This is a genomic window from Actinoplanes sp. ATCC 53533 (assembly GCF_003947245.1).
Genome location: NZ_QHHV01000289.1, coordinates 1 through 18233, shown reverse-complemented (window position 1 = coordinate 18233; position 18233 = coordinate 1). Strand labels below are relative to the sequence as shown.

At 74.7% G+C, this 18233-nt stretch carries 13 protein-coding genes and 1 pseudogene; 8 read left to right on the top strand and 6 right to left on the bottom strand.

The window, feature by feature from the left end; translation table 11 throughout:
- Window positions 1-642, bottom strand: a pseudogene (locus DMB66_RS53840) (thymidylate kinase); the annotation flags it as partial.
- A 103-nt stretch (window positions 643-745) separates the two neighbouring features.
- On the opposite strand from DMB66_RS53840, the gene DMB66_RS53835 reads away from it, so the two are divergent.
- The 3 genes from DMB66_RS53835 to DMB66_RS53825 are packed head-to-tail and all read left to right on the top strand — an operon-like array spanning window position 746 to window position 3999.
- Window positions 746-2014 (top strand): lipopolysaccharide biosynthesis protein, encoded by a 1269-nt coding sequence (locus tag DMB66_RS53835; RefSeq protein WP_199753179.1) that lies wholly within the window; start codon window positions 746-748, stop codon window positions 2012-2014.
- Window positions 2015-2030: 16 nt separating this feature from the next.
- Window positions 2031-3155 carry a glycosyltransferase family 4 protein gene (locus tag DMB66_RS53830; protein WP_125811800.1) on the top strand — a complete coding sequence of 375 codons (1125 nt, stop codon included), beginning with the start codon at window positions 2031-2033 and terminating at the stop codon, window positions 3153-3155.
- A 31-nt stretch (window positions 3156-3186) separates the two neighbouring features.
- Window positions 3187-3999: a glycosyltransferase family A protein gene (locus tag DMB66_RS53825; RefSeq protein WP_125811799.1), complete on the top strand. Its 813-nt coding sequence runs from the start codon at window positions 3187-3189 to the stop codon at window positions 3997-3999.
- 319 nt (window positions 4000-4318) lie between these two features.
- Here DMB66_RS53825 and DMB66_RS64930 read toward each other — a convergent pair whose 3' ends face one another.
- On the bottom strand, window positions 4319-4474 hold the full coding sequence (locus tag DMB66_RS64930; RefSeq protein WP_233625499.1) for a hypothetical protein: 156 nt from the start codon (window positions 4472-4474) through the stop codon (window positions 4319-4321).
- A gap of 131 nt (window positions 4475-4605) precedes the next feature.
- Here DMB66_RS64930 and DMB66_RS64925 point away from each other — a divergent pair, with 131 nt between their 5' ends.
- Window positions 4606-5151: a glycosyltransferase family 4 protein gene (locus DMB66_RS64925; protein WP_233625498.1), complete on the top strand. Its 546-nt coding sequence runs from the start codon at window positions 4606-4608 to the stop codon at window positions 5149-5151.
- 3 nt (window positions 5152-5154) lie between these two features.
- On the opposite strand, the gene DMB66_RS53815 is transcribed toward DMB66_RS64925, so the two are convergent.
- From DMB66_RS53815 to DMB66_RS53800, 4 genes are all read right to left on the bottom strand, one after another.
- Window positions 5155-6102 carry a metallophosphoesterase gene (locus DMB66_RS53815; RefSeq protein WP_233625497.1) on the bottom strand — a complete coding sequence of 316 codons (948 nt, stop codon included), beginning with the start codon at window positions 6100-6102 and terminating at the stop codon, window positions 5155-5157.
- A complete protein-coding gene (locus tag DMB66_RS53810; RefSeq protein ID WP_233625496.1) occupies window positions 6099-9863 on the bottom strand; it encodes a hypothetical protein in 3765 nt (1254 codons plus the stop codon). Before DMB66_RS53810 ends, DMB66_RS53815 begins: the two co-directional genes overlap by 4 nt.
- A 78-nt stretch (window positions 9864-9941) precedes the next feature.
- Window positions 9942-11150, bottom strand: a complete 1209-nt coding sequence (locus tag DMB66_RS53805; RefSeq protein WP_125811798.1) for an acyltransferase — start codon at window positions 11148-11150, stop codon at window positions 9942-9944.
- Window positions 11151-11224: 74 nt separating this feature from the next.
- Window positions 11225-11440: a hypothetical protein gene (locus tag DMB66_RS53800; RefSeq protein WP_125811797.1), complete on the bottom strand. Its 216-nt coding sequence runs from the start codon at window positions 11438-11440 to the stop codon at window positions 11225-11227.
- 210 nt (window positions 11441-11650) lie between these two features.
- On the opposite strand from DMB66_RS53800, the gene DMB66_RS53795 reads away from it, so the two are divergent.
- The 4 genes from DMB66_RS53795 to DMB66_RS53780 all read left to right on the top strand — a co-directional run bounded on the left by DMB66_RS53795 (window position 11651) and on the right by DMB66_RS53780 (window position 18173).
- On the top strand, window positions 11651-12190 hold the full coding sequence (locus DMB66_RS53795) for a hypothetical protein (RefSeq protein WP_125811796.1): 540 nt from the start codon (window positions 11651-11653) through the stop codon (window positions 12188-12190).
- A gap of 143 nt (window positions 12191-12333) precedes the next feature.
- Window positions 12334-14586 (top strand): ATP-binding protein, encoded by a 2253-nt coding sequence (locus DMB66_RS53790; protein ID WP_125811795.1) that lies wholly within the window; start codon window positions 12334-12336, stop codon window positions 14584-14586.
- Entirely contained in the window at window positions 14570-15448 is an 879-nt protein-coding gene (locus DMB66_RS53785) for an ATP-binding protein (RefSeq protein ID WP_125811794.1), read from the top strand. Before DMB66_RS53790 ends, DMB66_RS53785 begins: the two co-directional genes overlap by 17 nt.
- 106 nt (window positions 15449-15554) lie before the next feature.
- Window positions 15555-18173, top strand: coding sequence for a fibronectin type III domain-containing protein (locus DMB66_RS53780; protein WP_125811793.1), 2619 nt, complete (start codon window positions 15555-15557; stop codon window positions 18171-18173).
- The last annotated feature ends 60 nt before the right edge of the window (window positions 18174-18233 follow it).

Sequence of the window (18233 nt, the reverse complement as noted above, 5' to 3'; positions counted from 1 at the left end):
CCGGGGCAGGCCGGCCCCGGGTGCCGCACCGCCGGCGACCGCGATCAGCTCACCCGCGACCCACCCGCCCAGTTGCGCGGTGAGCCGCCGGGCCAGCGCCGCCCGGTGGTCCGGGTCGGCCGAGGCCCAGGCGGCGCGGGCCGCGTCGAGCCGCGGCCGGTCCGGCAGGCGCCCGCGCAGGACCGGGCGGATCAGCAGGTCGGCCACCGCGGCGGCGCCGGTGAGGCGATGGCTGCCCGGATCGATGAGGATCTGCGGGGCGGGGATCAGCAGCACCGGGCCGACGAAGAGGTCGCCGTGGGTGATGTCGACGACGGCGAGGCCGGTCTCGGTGCGAACGGCCAGGCTGACATGCCGGAGCCGGCGCGGATCATCCGCGTCCGCGACCCGGGCGCAGTCGAGGCTGCGGCCGATCGCCTCCACGGCGTCGGCGCCGGTCAGCGGGTCGGCGAACCAGATGTCGAGGTCCTTGGGACCGGAGTCGGCGACCCACCGGTCCGGCGCATCGGCCGCGCCCTGCCAGGCCCAGCGCTCGCCGGTGGCGTCGAGGGCCGCGGTCACGACGTCCAGCACCCGCCGGCGGTCGGGTGCGGCCGGCAGCGTCGCGGGGCGATTCGGAGGTGAATGCCGGTAATCGTTCATTTCCTTCCGATTATGGGCCGATCGGGAGTTGTGCGCAGGCGGTATCCGGATCCCGCGAGGTGGAAACGGACAGCTCGCGCCCGGAGCCGTCGATAGGGGCGGGGTGAGACTCGACCCCGGCCGGCTGCCCGGCCTGCTGACCCGTGGCGCGCTGCCCATCGCCGTGGCGGTGGCCGTGCAGAGCGCGGGCAACCTCGTCTTCCACGCGGCGGTCGGCCGCCGGCTCGACGCCGACGCGTACGGGGCGCTGGGCACCGTGCTCGCCGCGATGTTGATGCTCGGTGTGCCCCTGGGCGCCGTGCAGACCGCCGCGTCGGCGCTGGTGGCCGAGCACGGCCTGAGCCGCGCGTCCGCCCGTCGCACCCTGCGCCTGGTCGCCTGCTGGTCGGTCGGGCCCGCGCTCGCCGTGCTGGCCTGCGCGCCCCTGCTGCGCGACTACTTCCACCTGGCCGGCCTGGCCGAGGCGGTGCAGCTGGCCCCGTACCTGATCATCGCGGCGGTGGTCGCGGCGGCACGCGGGCTGCTGCTCGGCGCCCGGCGGATCGGGACGGTCGCGGTGACCTACTTCGTCGCGACAGCCGTCCGGCTGGTGCTGGGGCTGGCCCTGACCGTGCCGTTCGGCGTGGCCGGCGCCCTGGCGGCCACCGTGGCCGCCGAACTCGCGGCGCTGCTGGTGGCCGCCCGGCCGCTGCGCCACCCGGACGGCACCGGCACGCCCGGGGCGCTGCGGCTGGGCGCGGTCGCGCACGCCGGGATCGCGGTCACCGGGCTGTTCCTGTTCTCCACCGTCGACCTGCTGATGGCCCGCCATCACCTGCGTGACGGCAGTTCGGGCGCCTACATCGCGGCCGCGACGGTGGCCAAGACGGTGCTGGCGATACCCGCCGGCATCATGGCGGCGGTCTTCCCCCGGCTGCTGGCCGGCTGGCGCCGCCCCGGCCGGGCCCGGGTGCTGGCCGCCGGCGGCCTGGCCGTCGCCGGGCCGGCCCTGCTCGGCGCGGCGGTCATCGTCGCGCTGCCGGCGCTGGTGCTGCGGGTGCTCTACGGCGACGGGTACGCCGATGCCGGCGCCCTGGTGCGCACCCTGGTGAGCGTGGCGGCCCTGACCTCGCTGGTGACGGTCCTGACGTATGCGGCCCTGGCCCGCCGGGCACGCACCCTGCTGGTCCCGTGGCTCGGCGCCGGGCTGGAGGTGGCACTGATCGAGACCTGGCACGCCTCGGCCCTGCAGATCGCCCTCTGCTCGGCCGCCGCCCTGGTCCCGACCCTGCTGCTGATGCTCCTGCTGGAGGGCCGCGTCTGGGCCCGTACGAGTACTCAACTCGGCGCGGACAGCGTCGAAGAATCCCCTAGTGCCGCGACCGCGGCCTGAGCTCCGGAGGCCGTGCATGCGCATCCTCGTCCTGAACTGGCGCGATCTGCGCCATCCGGCCGCCGGCGGCGCGGAGGTCTACACCGAGCAGGTGCTGCGGCGCTGGGCCGCGGCGGGCCACCAGGTGACGCTGTTCGCCGCCGCCGTCGCGGGCCGGCCCGCCACCGAGATCGTCGACGGCTACCGGGTCGTGCGCGCCGGCAGCCGGTTCACCGTCTACCGCGAGGCCCGGCGCTGGTGGCAGCGCTGGGGACGCGGCCGGTTCGACGTGGTGGTCGACGAGACCAACACCGTGCCGTTCCTGGCCCACGAGTGGGTCGACGACGGCGCGCGCACGATCGCCCTGGTCCATCAGACCTGCGAGGACATCTGGCCGCACCACGTGCCGCCGCTGGCCGCCCAGCTCGGCCGGCACCTGCTGGAGCCGCAGTGGCTGCGCCGGCTCGGCGGCGCGCCGATCCTGGCGGTCTCGGACTCGACGCGCGACGCGCTCGCCCGTTTCGGGGCCCGCGACGTCACGGTGGTGCCGGAGGGCTACGAACCACCGGCGGCGCGGCCGGTGGTGGACAAGGAAGAGCGGCCCACGGTCGTGTTCTGCGGCCGGATGGTGAGCTACAAGCGCCCCGGCGACGTGGTGCGGGCCGTGCAGCTGAGCCGCCGGGAGTTCCCCGACCTGCGGCTGTGGATGATCGGCGGCGGTCCGCTGCTGGCCCGGCTGCGCGAGCGCAACCCGGCCGGGGTGGAATTCCTGGGCCGGGTCGACGAGCGGGTCAAGCACGACCGGATGGCCCGCGCGCACGTGCACCTGGCCAGCAGCGTGCGGGAGGGCTGGGGCCTGGTGGTCACCGAGGCCGCCGCCCTGGGCACCCCGACGATCGCCTACGACGTGCCGGGCCTGCGCGACTCGACCCGGGCGGCCGGCGGTGTCGTGGTGCCGCCGCACCCGGAGGCGCTGGCACGGTGGCTGTGCGAGCTGCTGCCCGGCTGGCTCCGGCAGCCCGGCAGCGCCCTGCCGTACGGCGGCGCGCGGCCCTGGGACGAGGTCGCGGACACCGTGTTGACGGCGATCCAGCGGCACGCCCGGGTTCCCGGGGGCGTTCGCGAGCCGGCCGCAGACCAGGGACTTGCCACCGCGGCGTAACCCGCCCACCCGATACCCCCAGGAGAGACCCATGAAGATCAGCTTTGTGGTGCCGACCAGGAACTCGGCCCGCACCCTCGACGCCTGCCTCGCCTCGCTGCGCGGGCAGACGCACGCCGACGTGGAGGTGCTGGTGGTCGACAACGGTTCCACCGACGGCACCGTGGAGATCGCCGGACGGCACGCCGACCAGGTCCTGCAGTGGGGCCCGGAACGCAGCGCGCAGCGCAACCACGGCACCCACCGCAGCACCGGCGACGTCGTGGTGTTCATCGACTCCGACATGGTGCTGGAGCCGCACGTCGCGGCCAGCATCGACGAGCGGTTCACCGCCGAGCCGGGCACCGGCGCGCTGATCATCCCGGAGCGCTCGTTCGGGGTGGGCTTCCTGGCCCGCTGCCGGGAGCTGGAGAAGCTGCTGTACGTCGGCGATCCGGCGGTCGAGTCGCCGCGGGCCTACCGCCGGGAGCTCATCGAGCGGATCGGCGGGTGGAACGAGGACCTGACCGCGGCCGAGGACTGGGACCTGGCCGACCGGACCCGCCCGGTGGCCACCATCGGGCGGGTCCCGGCGTGGATCTGGCACGACGAGGGGCAGATCCGGTTGCGGGCGACCTTCGCCAAGAAGCGCTACTACGGCCGCTGGATCGACCAGTATGTACGCATGAATGCCGATACCAGCGGGAGCAAGTTCGCCCGGACCGCCCTGCTGCGCCAGCCCACCCGGCTGCTGCGGCACCCGGTGCTGACCGCCGGGCTCGCCACCCTGAAGCTGACCGAGGCCGCCGGTCTCGCGTTCGGCATCCGCGACAGCCGGGTCACCGCCGGCGCCCGCACCCCATGACCGGCGGCCGGAGGATCGTGCACCTCATCGCGGAGTATTCGGCCCATGAGGCGATGGGCCGCACGGTCGCGGAGACCGCCGCGCGGGTCGACGGTGAGCACCATCTGGTGACCGCGCACGCCCACGACGGCACGACCCCGTTCGCCGGCGTGCACGAGCTCGGCGGGGCCGTCGCGACCTTCCCGCTCGGGCGCACCGCGGACCTGGCCGGGGTGCTCGCCCGGATCCGCCCCGACGTGGTGCACCTGCACGCCGGGGCGCTGGGTCCGGTGCAGGCGGCGATGCCGGTGCTGCGCCCGTACCGGACGGTGTTGACCGCCTATGCCTGGCCGACCGTGCCGGGCCCCGCGACCTGGCGGCGCGCGACGCTGGCCGAGATGCGGGCCTCCAACGTCCTGCGGGCCCGGGTGGCGCTGACCACGTTGCTGCCGACGGCGCTGGCCACCGCCGCGCTGCGCCGGGCCGGGGTCACCACCGTGCTGACCCCCGGACCCCCGGGTCCTGCGGCGCCTCGGCGGGCGGCCGGGCCTCACCGTCCACCGGCTGCCGTCCGGCGCCCCGGCCGACGAGCGCCGGGCCCGCTTCGACGCCGAGCGGCCGGTCATCGTGTTCGCCGGCCGGGCCGAGAACGTCCGTGGGCTCGACACGCTGCTCGCCGCGTTCCCGCTGGTCCGCGCGCGGATCCCGGGGGCACGGCTGCGGCTGCTGCTGATCCCGCGCCCGGAGCTGCCGGCGATCCTGGCCCGCGCCGGCACGGCCGAGGCCGTGGAGGTCGTCACCGAGCCCGTCACCGACCTGCTCGCCGAACTGGCCGCCGCGCAGGTGGGCGCCTGGCCGTTCAAGTTCGACTACACCACCTCCCCGCCGGCCATGGCGGTGGTCGAGGCGATGAGCGTCGGGCTGCCGGTCGTCGCCACCGACGTCGCCTGCGTCCGCGCCGTCCTGCAACCCGGCGTCACCGGGCTCGCCGTGCCCCCGGCCCGGCCGGCGGCCCTCGCCGACGCGCTGGTCACCGTGCTCGGCGACGAGATCACCTGGCGCCGGTACGCCCGGGCCGGGGTGCGCTCGGTCGTCGAGCGGCTGGGGTGGGACCGGGCCGCAGCCGTCACCGCCGAGGCGTACGAGACCACGGCGTACGCCCACGTGCGCTGAGCCTCAGTGGCACGACGCCCGGCCCTGGTCCGCCACGGGCGGGTCCGCCTCGAGCGCGTGGAACCGCCAGGACCAGGAGTCGGGCGCCAGGTCGAGCTGCAGCACACCGTGGTGGTCGTAGTCGGCGAACTCGCTGACCGGCCGGCCGGCCGGGGCCGCCGCGGCCGGCCGGTAGTGCGCCTGGCCGCCGGTGCCGACCACGTACTGCCGTACGCCCCGGGGGTCGGCCTCGCCGTCCGGGTTCAGCGGCCCGAACCGCTCGTAGTCCGCCTCGTGGCCGGAGAGCACCAGCTCGACCCGGTGGTCGTAGAGGGTGCGAAACAGGTCGGCGGTGCGGGAGTCCGCTCCGGCGAGCCCGCTCGACCAGCGCGGATGATGCCAGGCGGCGATGACGCACCGGCGGTCGTTGTCCGACAGGTCCTCGGCGAGCCAGGTCTGCTGCGGCGAACCGGTGCCGCAGCCGCCCGCCACGGCGGAGCAGTTCGAGTTCAGCACGACCAGGTGCCACCGGCCGATCTCCTGCGACCAGTAGCCCCTCGGGTCCCGGATCCGGTCGCCGAAGTAGGCGGTGAACGTGTTCGCGTCCTGCACCTTGTACTCCTGGTTGCCGAACACCGGGACCGTGCGATCCAGCAGCCGCCCGTACGACGGGTGGTAGACGCCCTGGTACGCGGCGGTGGTCGGCAGCTCGTACTGGTAGTCGCCGAGCCCGAGCAGGACGTCCGGACGCATCGCCACGGCGAGACTCGACACGTCCCGGTGCCGGCAGTGATCGCCGCTGGCCTTCGTGTCGTTGCGAAAGTCGGGGTCGTCCGGGTCGCACGCCATGTCGCCGACGGCGGCGACCCGGACCGTCTCCGGTCCCGTCGAGCAGCGGCTCAGCAGCCACAGGGCGACCAGCACCAGCACCAGGAGCAGCGCGACGCCGCTCAGCATCCGGCGGCGGGTCATGCCCGTCTCCCGCGCGGCAGCTGGCGCAGCAGGTGGCGCACCAGGCGGCTCAGGGGCGGGCGACGAGCCCAGATCAGCTCGGCCCGCGAGCGCCGCCGGTGCCGCCGCGACCAGATTCCCGGGCGGCCGGGCGGCAGCCGGACCGCGTACATGAAGACCAGCGCGGCCAGGACCGCGACCGGCAGCAGGTAGAGCGCGTAGCGGGAGATCCGCGCGGGGGTGTACCGCAGCGTCACGGTCCCGCCCTCCGGCAGCGCCCAGCCGCTCATCCAGCCCTGCAGCGTGACCTTGCGGGCACCCTCGACGCCGGTGAGCAGCCAGCCCGGTGCGGCGTTCTCGGCCAGGGCGACGGTGGTCGGCCCGGTCGCGGTGATGGTGGCGGCGAACTGCGCCGGGTTGTGCCGCTGCCAGTCCGCCGTGGCGGCGGCGCCGGGCTCCTGCTGACGCACCATGACGATCGCGGACGGCGTCGCGAGCGGGCGCAGCCGCACCCCGCGATACTCCACCTGGGACTGTTGCTGGCCCTTGAGGTCGCGCAGGCCGTACAGGTAGAGCCGGGTCTCCACGGCGGTCGGGTCGGGCGGCAGCAGCGTCTCGTAGGAGGTCCAGCCGTCGTACACCGCCACCGACGGCAGGGTGCGGCACCGGTCCGGCCCGCGCAGGTAGAGGCAGAACTTGGGGTTGCGCAGGGCGACGCTGCGCGCCTGCAGCGACAGCTCGTAGAGCGAGGACGCGCCGACGTCGACGGCCGGGGCGCCGATGCAGGCGAGGTGCCGCACCGCCTTGAGCGTGTACGTGGTCTCGCCGTCGGTGCCGATCTGCGACTCGGCGGCGAGCCCGGCCTGGCCGGCGGTCTGGTCGTCGTACCGGAAGCAGTCCTCCAGCGGCTCGAACGGCTGCAGCACCGACCCGGCGAGGCCGCCGTCGACGCGCAGTTCGTGCTCGCCGGCGGTGAGGTCCACCGTGACGCTCGGTACGGCGGGCGGCCAGATGACGCTGGTGCCCACCGCCTCCAGGGCGTCGATCCGCAGCCCGCGGTACTCGGTGACCGTCTTGGGGCTGAGCCGCTCGCCGACGTCCGCGTGCAGGATGACCTGCAGCTCGTCCGCGAGGCCGTCCAGGGTGACGAGGCGCTCGTACGAGGCCCAGTCCTGGTCGAGCACGGGCCGGGCGGCCAGCTCGCACCCGGTGGCCCCGGCCTGCCAGATGCAGATCTGCGGGCGGGCGCCGGTGACGTGCCGGTACTGCAGCCGTACCCGGTAGGTCTGGCCGGCCTCGGCGCCGCGGACCACGACCTTGGTGCAGGCGGCGTGATCGGCTGCGCTCAGCCGCACGGTCCGGCCCGCGGGGGTGTCGGTGAAGGAGGCGGAGAGTCCCAGTGCCGACCACGGCCGCGGCTCGTAGTTGTTGCAGTCGAAGACGGGGAAGTACCCGGTGGTGTCGACCGGGCGGGCGGCGGCGGCGTAGAGCGTGAGCTCGGTTGCCGAACCGATCGGCAGGGCCCTCGGGGTGCCGTCGGGGTGGCCCCACCCGTCCAGCGAAACCGTGCGGGTGCCCGCCCGGACGGCCAGGATCTCCCGGCCGGCGGGCAGCGGCACGGACAGCGCGGGCCGGGTGGAGACCGCCGCACCGTCGACCTTGACCACCGTCGGGTCCCGCAGCAGCAGGCGGCGCCCGGCGGCGTCGACCCGCGGCACGAGGACCGCGGCCGCGCGGGCCCGCTGGGCGAGCGTGTAGCGGCCCGCGGCGACGTCGACGGTGGTGGTCGGCGAGCCCGCGTCGACGGCGGGCACCGGCCAGTGCACGATGTCCGGCGTGACCGCGGCGGTGTCGTCGACCTGCGGGCTGGTGGCGGCCGGGGTGGTGTCGACGCGCGCGGCGATCGCCGTACGGGTGTCGACGGTGCCCAGCACCGCGGCGCCCGCCTCCGGGCGGGCCGGCGCGTCCAGGACCCGGTCGTAGGTGCGCACGGTCGGGCTGGTGCCGCCGGAGAACCTCCACAGCTGCAGGGTCCCGTCCAGGTCGAGCCGGGCGCCGTCGACCCGGGCCATCGCCGCGGAGAGCACCCGGTCGTCGGCGAAGTACCGGTTCGGCAGTCCCCGCACCAGATCGTGCCGGATGATCACGCTGCTGACCCCGAGCGCGTGCAGCAGCCCCGGCACCGGGGCCAGGTCACCGGAGAGCAGCGCGGTCTCCACGGCCTGCACGTCGGCGTTGAAACCCGGCACGTCGCCGAAGTAACCGTCCGGCTTGCGCTGCACCACCGGATGCTCGATGAGCAGGTTGGCGATGCTGTCCACGCCGAAGAAACCCCAGGTCGTGGGCATCTGGTAGTAGTCGTCCAGGGGCAGCACCAGGACCTTGCCCGGGCGCGGGTCGGCGTCGATGCGCGCCGCCACGTCCCACCACTCCTGCGGCACGCGCACGTGGGTGGAGGGCTGGGTCGGCCGCTCGTCGGGCATCACCCCGCCGGTGTAGAGCGGGAACGGGTAGGCGAGCACCAGCAGCAGCGGCACAGCGGCGCCGACGTGGGCCAGGCGCCGGGGCCAGCCGGGCAGACCCGTCCGGCGCCCGGCGCGCAGCCGCTGCAGCATCCCCTCGACGCCGATGGCGAGCAGCACCCCGAAGAAGGAGACCAGCAGCTGCCCGAGCTTGCTCATCGGCTCGCGGAACAGCCAGAAGCCGGGCGCGTGCAGGTAGAGGAACATGTTGATCGAGTTCAGCGGCGGGCGCAGCCCCTTGGCGAGGAAGACGAACACCAGGACCAGCGCGAGCAGGCCGAAGGCGAGCCGGCGCAGCCGGCGCGGCGCGAGCAGCGGCGCCAGGAAGACCAGCGCCGGCAGCAGGTAGCGGATCCAGATCCACCACGGCCGGTCCAGCTCGTCGGCGAAGGGCAGGTACTGCGGGCGGAACCAGGCCCAGTTGGCGACCATCGTCAGGATGTTGGGCGGCAGGTTGTTCACCTGCGACCAGGACCAGTTGGTCGGGTCGGTGAACGAGGCGTTCGCGGTCGCGCCGCCGCCGCCGGTGAAGCCCTGCGCGAGCGGGACCAGCCACCACGCGTTGAGCCCGATCGCCCAGGGCGTGGCGCGGACGAACCACCACAGCAGGCGCGCCGCTCCCCGTCTACCGACGACCAGGGCGGCGAGCAGCGGCGTGCCGGCCACCGCCCAGGCGTACGCGACGACCAGCATCGGCGGGTTGAAGCCGAGGAAGGAGGTGGGCATGAGCGCGAACCCGGCGATCGGGGTGGGCACCCGGCGGCCCAGCGCGACCCGCATCGCGACCCCGGTGATGAAGGCGACCGCGCCGACCGAGATGACGTTCAGCGGGTTCGGCAGCCGGGTCAGGAAGAAGCCGTTCAGCAGGCCGAAGGCGCCGGCCGCGACGATACCGGCCTCGCTGCGGACGAACGCGCCGGCGAGGTACGCGATGCCGAAGCCGACGAGCCCGTAGATGCAGGTGTAGAACAGCCACTGCGCCGAATACTCGGTGAGCCCGACCGCCCGGCAGCACCAGATCAGGATGAACTCGAACGCGCGCACGATGGTGTACCCGGCGGAGCCCGCGCCGGTGATCTGGTGGTTCCACGACCAGGTGACCTCGGGGGCCCAGCCGCGACGGATGAACGCGCCCATGTCGCCGGCGGCGATGAACGTGCCGGTGCGGAACCAGCGGCTGACGATCAGCGACGACAGCGCGAACACGATCAGGTACGGCCGGGCGGCGAGCCAGCCGGCCCGGCTGAAGACGCGTCGCACCCCCGCCCCCTCCCGGCCCGGCCGTCGCGCGCCTTCCCCAGGCTGTTCGGCCGGGGCGGCGCCGCCCTGAGAGGGAGCTCAGGCCCGGGGGCGCCGGGCGGCGGCCCGGATCACGCGATCGAGCAGCGCCCGCAGGCGCCCGGTGTGCCGCTCGGTGGCCTGGGCGAACAGCCAGCCGACGCCGGCCAGCACCGCGCTGAGCGCCACCAGGGCCAGCCAGTGCGCGGGCGAGGGCGCCCACCGGTGCGCGGCCTGCGGCGCCAGCAGCGCCGCGATCAGCGCGGCGATCGGCAGGTGGACCGCGTACAGCGAGTACGACGACTCCGCGTACCGGGACAGGGCGTCGAGGACCCGGCCGGGCGGGCCGGTCCAGTGCAGGTCCTCCACCAGCAGGGCGAGCAGGACCGTGGTGGCGCCCGCGAGCAGCAGCACGTTGAGCCCGGAGTAGCGGGTCTGGGTGGCCCACAGCGCGGCCAGCAGCGCCACCGTCGCTGCCGCACGGGCGAGGGCCAGCGCGAGCGGGCGGAGCGCCACCAGCCGGGCGGCGATCCGGTGCCGGACCAGCGCGACCCCGGCGCCCATCAGCCACACCGGCAGGTACATCAGCACGGGCGGCCCCACCAGGGCGCACACGGCGAGCAGCAGCACCGCGTTGAGGATCCGCGCCGGTGCGCCGCCGCGGCCCTGCCACGCGTAGAGCGCCAGCGGGAAGATCGCGTAGAAGGCCGCCTCGTAGGTCAGTGACCACAGCGAGGCGTTCGTGCCGTAGGTGGGCACGGCGATCGTCTGCAGGAAGCCGGCGTTGCCCAGGGCGGTCAGCGGGTCCAGCCGCCCGGCCAGGTCCGCTGCCGGCACGGTGTGGTGGTAGGCCGGGTCGCCGAGGTAGATCGAGGTGTGCCCGAGCAGCGCAAGACCGAGGTGGTCCAGGACGGCCGTGAGCACCACGGCGGGGACGAGCACGATCCACAGCCGGCTGAGGCGGGCGGTGGCGTAGCCCGCCCAGCGGAACCGGTCCTGCCGGAACGCGGCGAGCACGCTGCCGCCCACCCAGTAGCCGCTGAGCACGAAGAACACCAGCACGGCCGCCGGGCCCAGCCCGGTCACGACGTACAGGGCCCGGGTCAGGGCGCCGTCGCCCGCCTCGGCCGCGTCGACGAAGAGCAGCGTACGCAGGTGGTAGACGACCACGAGCAGGGCCGCCGCGGCGCGCAGCGCGTTGAGCGCCCGGTGGGTGCCGGGCCGGGCCGGTGCGTCCGTCCGGACCCGCGTGGGGATGGTCGCTGTCATGCGCGGGGTCCTCTCGGGGGTGGCCTTCCCATCGGTCCCCGCAGCGCCGGCATGAGATCTCTCCGCGCACCGGCTCAGGCCGGGCTCTGGTCCTCCGGCTCGTGCCGCAGCCCGAGCAGTCCCAGCGGTACGGCGACGGCGCTCAGCGCCAGCCCGACGAGGACGAGGTAGTAGACGGCATCGGTGTAGCCGAACGCGTGCACGGGCCCGCAGCCGGCGAAGAGGAGCACGGCGAGGCACAGCGGGGGCCGCCAGCACCGGTCGGCGAGCGCCGGCACGTCGAGCCGCATCCGGGGACACCGGTGCCGCGAAGGCCGCTGCGGCCCGCCGGATGCGGCCATGACAGCTGCCCCCTCCCCCGCCCGTCGCTGTACGCGGAAACCCCGCACTTCGCCCTTCGACCGGCCGCCCGGGGAGCTGAGCTCAAGGTTGGCTCAGGCGACGGGCAAGGTTGGCTCGGGTCCGTTCCGGATCGGGCCGCCGTGCCGCACGCTCGGGACATGCCAATGCTCTCCATGCCGCTCCGGAAGCTCCTCAGCCTCGTCGCGATGGCCCTCGGGCTCTGCGTCGCGTCGCTGCTCGCGCACCCGGCGCCGGCCGGGGCGGCGGCCACCCAGGCCGGCATGGACAAGCTGGTGCTCACCTGGGTCGACGGCGGCGAGCGGCTGCAGGTCGGCGGCTACGCGTACCGGCCGAAGGCGATCGTGGAGATCCGGCTCGGCAGCGAGCCGATTCAGCAGGTCCGCGCCGACGCGACCGGCCGGGTCGAGGTCGCCGTGCCGCAGGCGCTCATCGCCGCCGGGCAGTCCGGCGCGAGCATCATCGTCATGGGCCGGGCCGCCTCCGGCGCCTCCCGGGTGCTCATCTCCGCCGTTCCGCCCCGCGCCGCCGCCCGCGGCCCGGTCGACGCGCTGCCGTGGTCCGTCGCGGTCGTCGCGATCGCCGGCATCGGGCTCGGCATGCTGCGCCGCCGGCGCCGCGGCCCGGTCGTGCGGGCCGCCGTCGCCCCGGTCGGCTACCACTCCCTGCACCGCGCCTGAGGCGGAACCGCCTAGCGCGGCGGCACGGCGGGTGAGCCCTCGGCAACCGAGCTCTATCCGAACGCTGACCGTGCCGCACCCGGATCCCCGGAACCTGGAGCACGGACCTGCCCCCGGGTCCGCTCCCCGGAAAGGTCCCGCGTATGCAGTCAGCGACGCACACGCTCGTCGAGGCGATCCCCGGCCCGGCCGCGATCGTCGACCAGGACGGCCAGGTCCTGCTCGCCAACCGGCGCTGGGCCGGCCAGTCCGGTGCCGGCGGCGCGTTCCCGGCCGAGGGCGCCTGGCTCGCCGGCGGCGCGGGTCCCTGCCCGGCCCATGAACAGCTGCTGTCCGCCGTGCGGCGGATGAGCCCCACCGCCGAGCCGGCCGTGCTGCCCTGTCGGTGCGCGCCGGAGACCACCGCCACGGTCCAGGTCACGCACCTGGCGAGCGACTACGGCCCGCACCGGCGGCTCATCACCGTGCTGGCCGAGCCCGGCCGCGGCACCGGGCCGGACCCCGGGCCGGACACCGCGGCCGAGGCCAAGTCGCAGTTCCTGGCCCTGCTCGGCCACGAGATCCGGACCCCACTCACCACCGTGGTCGCCACCGTGGACCTGCTGCGCGCCCAGCCGATGCAGCAGGACGCCCGCGAGATCGTCGACAGCGTGTACCGCTCCATGCACGGCCTCAAGACCCTGGCCGACGACCTGCTCGACCTGGCCCGGCTCGAAACCGGCGAGCTGCGGGTGCGGCACGAGCCGCTGGAACCGCGCCTGGTGCTGGAGTCCGTCGTCGAACCGTTGCAGCAGCAGGCCAGAAGGAAGAGCATCCTGCTGCTGTCCGCCCCGGCCCCGGAGCTGCCCGCGCTGGTGCTGGGCGACCCCGACCGGCTGCGCCAGGTCGTCACCGCCGTCGTCGGTAACGCGGTCAAGTTCACCGAGGCCGGCGAGGTCGTCGTGACCGCCGCGCCGGACGGCGACGACGCGTACCTGATCACCGTCTCCGACACCGGGCCCGGCATCGCCGACCCGGACCGGACGCGGATCTTCGCCCCGTTCGTGCAGGCCGACTCCTCCGCGTCGCGCCGGCACGAGGGCGCCGGGCTCGGCCTGGCCCTGGCCGCGCGGCTGGTCGCCGGCATGGGCGGGACGATCGACGTGCGCTCCCAGCCCGGGGCGGGGGCCGAATTCCTCATCCGGCTGCCGCTGCAGGCCGCCCCGCAGCAGCCGCCGCGGCCCGAGCCCCCGCTGCACCGGCGCCGGGTCGGGGTCGTGGCCCCGGCGCCGCGCTCGACGCTGGCGCTGTCCTGGCTGCTGCGCGGCGCGGGTGCCGAGCCGGTGCCGATGCTGCTCACCGAGGTGGCCGGGCGGGCGTCGGAGGTGGACACGGTGCTGTGGTGCGACGACGCGCACGACCCCGATGCCGTCGGCCGCGCCGACGCGGTCGGCGCGGCGCTCGGCCCGAACGGGCGGTCCCTGATGATCAGCACCACCGATCCGCGCACCGGCGTCGTGCGCAAACCGGGCGTGCTGACCGCCCCGCTGCTGCTCGGCCGGCTGGTGGCGGCGCTGAACCACGAACGCACCGGGGTCCGCGGCGCGCCGGTCACGGTGCCACCGCTCGGCGGCGGCCGGGTCCTGCTCGCCGAGGACAACGACGTCAACCGGACCGTGTTCCGCCGGATGATCCAGCTGCTGGGCGTGGAGTGCGACACCGTGCCCGACGGCTCCGCCGCGATCGACGCCGCACTCGGCGAACCCCCGTACGACCTGGTGCTGATGGATCTGCAGATGCCGCGGACCGACGGGCTGGAGGCGACCCGCCGGATCCGGGCGACGGGCTCCGCCACGCCGATCGTGGCGCTGACCGCGACGGCCCTGCACGGCGACCGGGAACGGTGCCTGGAGGCCGGGATGAACGGGCACCTGAGCAAGCCGATCACCCTGCCGGAGCTGCGCGCGGCGCTGGAGCCGTACCTGTCCCCGGACCCGGCGCCGGCGGACCCGCCGGACCCGGGCGCCGAGCCGGCCCAGGACGATCCGGTGGACCTGAGCAAGCTGCACGAGCTGGAGGAGCAGCTCGATGACCGGGCGCTGGTGGTGACCACGGTCAACACCTATCTGGGGCAGCTCGACCTCCGCCGGGCGGCGATGGCCGAGGCCCTGCGGGACCGCGACCACGACGCGTTGCGGGCCGCCGCGCACACGCTCAAGTCGTCCAGCGCGCTGCTGGGCGCCGGCCCGCTCGCCGAGGCCTGCGCCCAGCTGGAGCGCAGCGCGACCGCCCGGAGCACGGAAACCGAACTGACCGCGCTGGTCGCGGACGTCGAGAGCGCCGTGGCCGGTGCCATGCGGCTGATGGCGGGCTACCTCGCCGCTGACGAAAGGATCGAATGTGCCGCACAACGCTGATCCGCCGACCGCTGCCGGCACCGACTGCGCGGCGGACGACGTCTACGCCGAGCTGGAGCGCCAGCGCCGGCGCAACGCCGACCTGGAACGCACGATCCTTCAGCTGACCCGCTCCGTCCGCGACCTCGAGACGTTCTCCTGGGAGATCAGCCACGACCTCAAGGCGCCGCTGATGGGCATCTCCGGATACGCCCAGCTGCTGACCCACCTCGACGTCGGCTGGCCGCGGCCCGCCGAGTTCGACGAGTTCGCCGCCGAGATCACCCAGGGCGCCAACCGGATGGCACGGCTGATCGACGACGTGCTCGCGTACTCGACGGTGCGCGGCGCCGCGCTGCGCATGACGACCATCGACCTGGGCGCCCTGGTCGACGACGTGGTGGCCGACCGCACCGCCGAGGCGGCGCTGCTGGGCGGGCAACCGGCACCACACATCACCCGCGACGCGCTCCCGGCGGTCCACGGTGATCACGGCATGCTGCGGCGCCTGTTCGAGAACCTGCTGGGCAACGCGCTGAAGTACGTACGGCCCGGCGAGACGCCCCGGGTGCACGTGTCCGCGCGGGCCGGCGGCGACGGCGCCGTACGCGTCGAGGTGACCGACGCGGGCGTCGGCATCCCGGAGGGCCAGCACGAGGCGATCTTCGGCGAGCTGCACCGGGCCCACCCGGACGCGTACGAGGGCACCGGCCTCGGCCTGGCCATCTGCCGCCGGATCGTGCAGCGCCTCGGCGGTGCCATCGGCGCCGATCCGCGGTTCCGCGGTGGCGCGCGGGTCTGGTTCACCCTGGCCGCCGAGGCCGCCGAGGGCGGGCCGACCGGGACCGGCCAGGTCCCGGTCGCGGCGGAGTTCGCCGCGTGAACCCCCGGCGGCCGACGGGCTTGACCGTGACCGGAGCCGTCCTTGAGGCCGGCTTGAGAATCCGCGCCGATCTAAGAGCCGAACACCCGAACCGAGATGAGGCCGGATGGAACTGAGGCGAGTACTGAATGTGGTGGCCGCCGGGCTGCTGGGCGCGGCAGTGACCGCCGTCGGCACGCCGACCGCGGCTACCGCGGCGCCCGCCGCCCCCAAAGGGCTGTCGGTGGCCCGGTCCGCCGATGACGTACACAAGATCCGGATGACCTGGAAGGCCGGCGACGCCCTCACCGATCACTACGTCGTCGACATCGTCGCCGGCGACGTCGAGACGGTGATCAACGTTCCGGCGTCGACCACCGAATACACGATCGACGCGCCCGACGCGTGCACCTCGTACAAGATGCGGGTCGGCGCCGCCGACGCCGCCGGCGCGGTCACCAACACCGGCTTCACGACGCTGCGCTCGTTGACCCCGGGCTTCGTCATGGGCATGGCCACCGGACGGGAAGAGGACGGCACGGTCGCCACCGCGACGTGGCGGCCCCCGAGCTGGATGGGTTACACCCCGCTGACCGCCTACCGGGTGGTCTTCACCCGGCTCTCCGACGGCGTGGTGCTCGCCGACCGGAGCTCCACCGAGACATCCTTCCGGTTCCCCGGGGTGGACGCGACCCGCGCCTACACGATCTCGCTCTCCACGGTCAACGAGTTCGGCGCCTGCTCGACGGCGAAGTCGCTGCTGGACCGCTACCGCCCGGCCGATCCGACCGGCCTGATCGTCCAGCGCCGGGCCGACGCCCCCGGCATCGTCGAGGTCGTCTGGCAGGCGCCGAAGACCGGCCCCGCGCCCACCTACTACCAGGTCGGCTACGGACCCGACAAGATCACCGGCAAGCTCCGGGTGGACGCGCCGACCCTCGCCGCCTCCCTCACCCTGGACGCGACCAAGAGCTGGATGCTCGAGGTCAAGGCCTACAACGACAACGGTGGCAGCGGCGCCCTCACCGGCTACGTACCCGTCTGGGTGCCCACCGCCGCGCCCGAACCGGTACCGAGCAACCCGCCGGCGACCGGCACCGACCCGGGGGCCGAGGCAGCCGCGGCACCGACGACCACGACGACCGTCGTCGGCACCGGCCCCGACCGGACCCCGCCGACGATCACCGCGGCGCTGTCGCAGGCCGCCGTCAACGGGTGGTTCCGCGCGCCGGTCACCATCCACTTCACCTGCGCCGACACCGGCGGCACCGTCGCCACCTGCCCGGCCGACATCCAGACGACCACCGACAGCGCGGCGCTGCGCGTGTCCGGCACCGCCGTGGACGGCGCCGGTAACACCACCACCTCGACGATGACCCTCCGGGTCGACCGGACGGCGCCGATGATCACCGCCACCGTGGCGGGCACGCCGAACGCCGCCGGCTGGTACACCAGCCCGCCGGTCATCCACTACACCTGCGCCGACGCGGTCTCCATGATCTCGACCTGCCCGGCGGACACCACGGTCAACGTCGACGGCGCCGGCCAGAAGATCACCGGCACCGCCTACGACAAGGCCGGCAACACCGCGACCGCCACGGTCGAGCTGAACATCGACCGCACCGTCCCCACAATCACCGCGACCGTGCTCGGCGAAGCCAACGCCGACGGCTGGTACAGCACGCCCCCGACCGTGCACTACACCTGCTCGGACCGGCTCTCCGGAATCGAGGCCTGCCCCGCCGACCGCCTGGTCGACACCGAGGGTCTCGACCAGCAGATCGCCGGCACCGTGGTCGACAAGGCCGGCAACACCGCCACCGCCACCGTCACCCTCGACATCGACCGCACCGCCCCCACGATCACCGCGACCGTCGTCGGCGACCCCAACGCCGACGGCTGGCACCACACCGCCCCCACCGTCCACTTCACCTGCACCGATGAGGGCTCGGGCGCGGCTGACTGCCCGGCGGACATGCCGGTCACCGCCGACGGCGCCGGCCAGCAGGTCGCCGGCACCGTGGTCGACAAGGCCGGCAACACCGCCACCGCCACCGTCACGGTCAACGTCGACCAGACCGCCCCGGTGATCACGCCGAAGGTCGAGGGCGAGCCGAACAGCGCCGGCTGGCTCCGCACCGAGCCGACCGTCACGTTCCTCTGCACGGACACGGTCTCGACCGTCGCCACCTGCCCCGCCGCCCAGGTGGTCACCACCCAGGGGGCCGGCACCGAGGTGACCGGAACCGCCGCGGACAAGGCGGGCAACACCGCCGCGGGCGCGATCACGGTCAACGTCGACGCGACCGCACCGGTGACCACGGTGACCGGCATCAAGAACGGCGGCGTGTACGACGCCAAGGCGGTGCCGAGCGTCTCCTGCAAGACGACCGACGAGGGTTCCGGCGTGGCCACCGAGGCGGCGCTGACCGCCACCGCGGCCAGCGGCAAGCACACCGTGCGCTGCGCGGGTGCCGTGGACAAGGCCGGCAACCCGGCGGCGGCGGTCACCGCCACCTACACGGTGAACGCAAGCATCGAGTGGCTCCGGGACCTGACCCACCAGTACCTCGACGGGGCCTCGCCGGGCACGGTCAAGGGCTTCGACAAGGCGCTCGACAAGGGCAACATGGCCCAGTACATCGCCGAGGTGATCGCCCACTCGGCCGGGCGCAAGCCGGCGCTGACCCAGAAGGAGGGGGCGACGCTGCTCTACTGGGCGCTGGTGGTGAGCCTGCGCCGCTGATCCGGGACGGTGACCCGCGGGGCCGGGCTCATGACGAGCCCCGGCCCCGCTCGCCGTCAG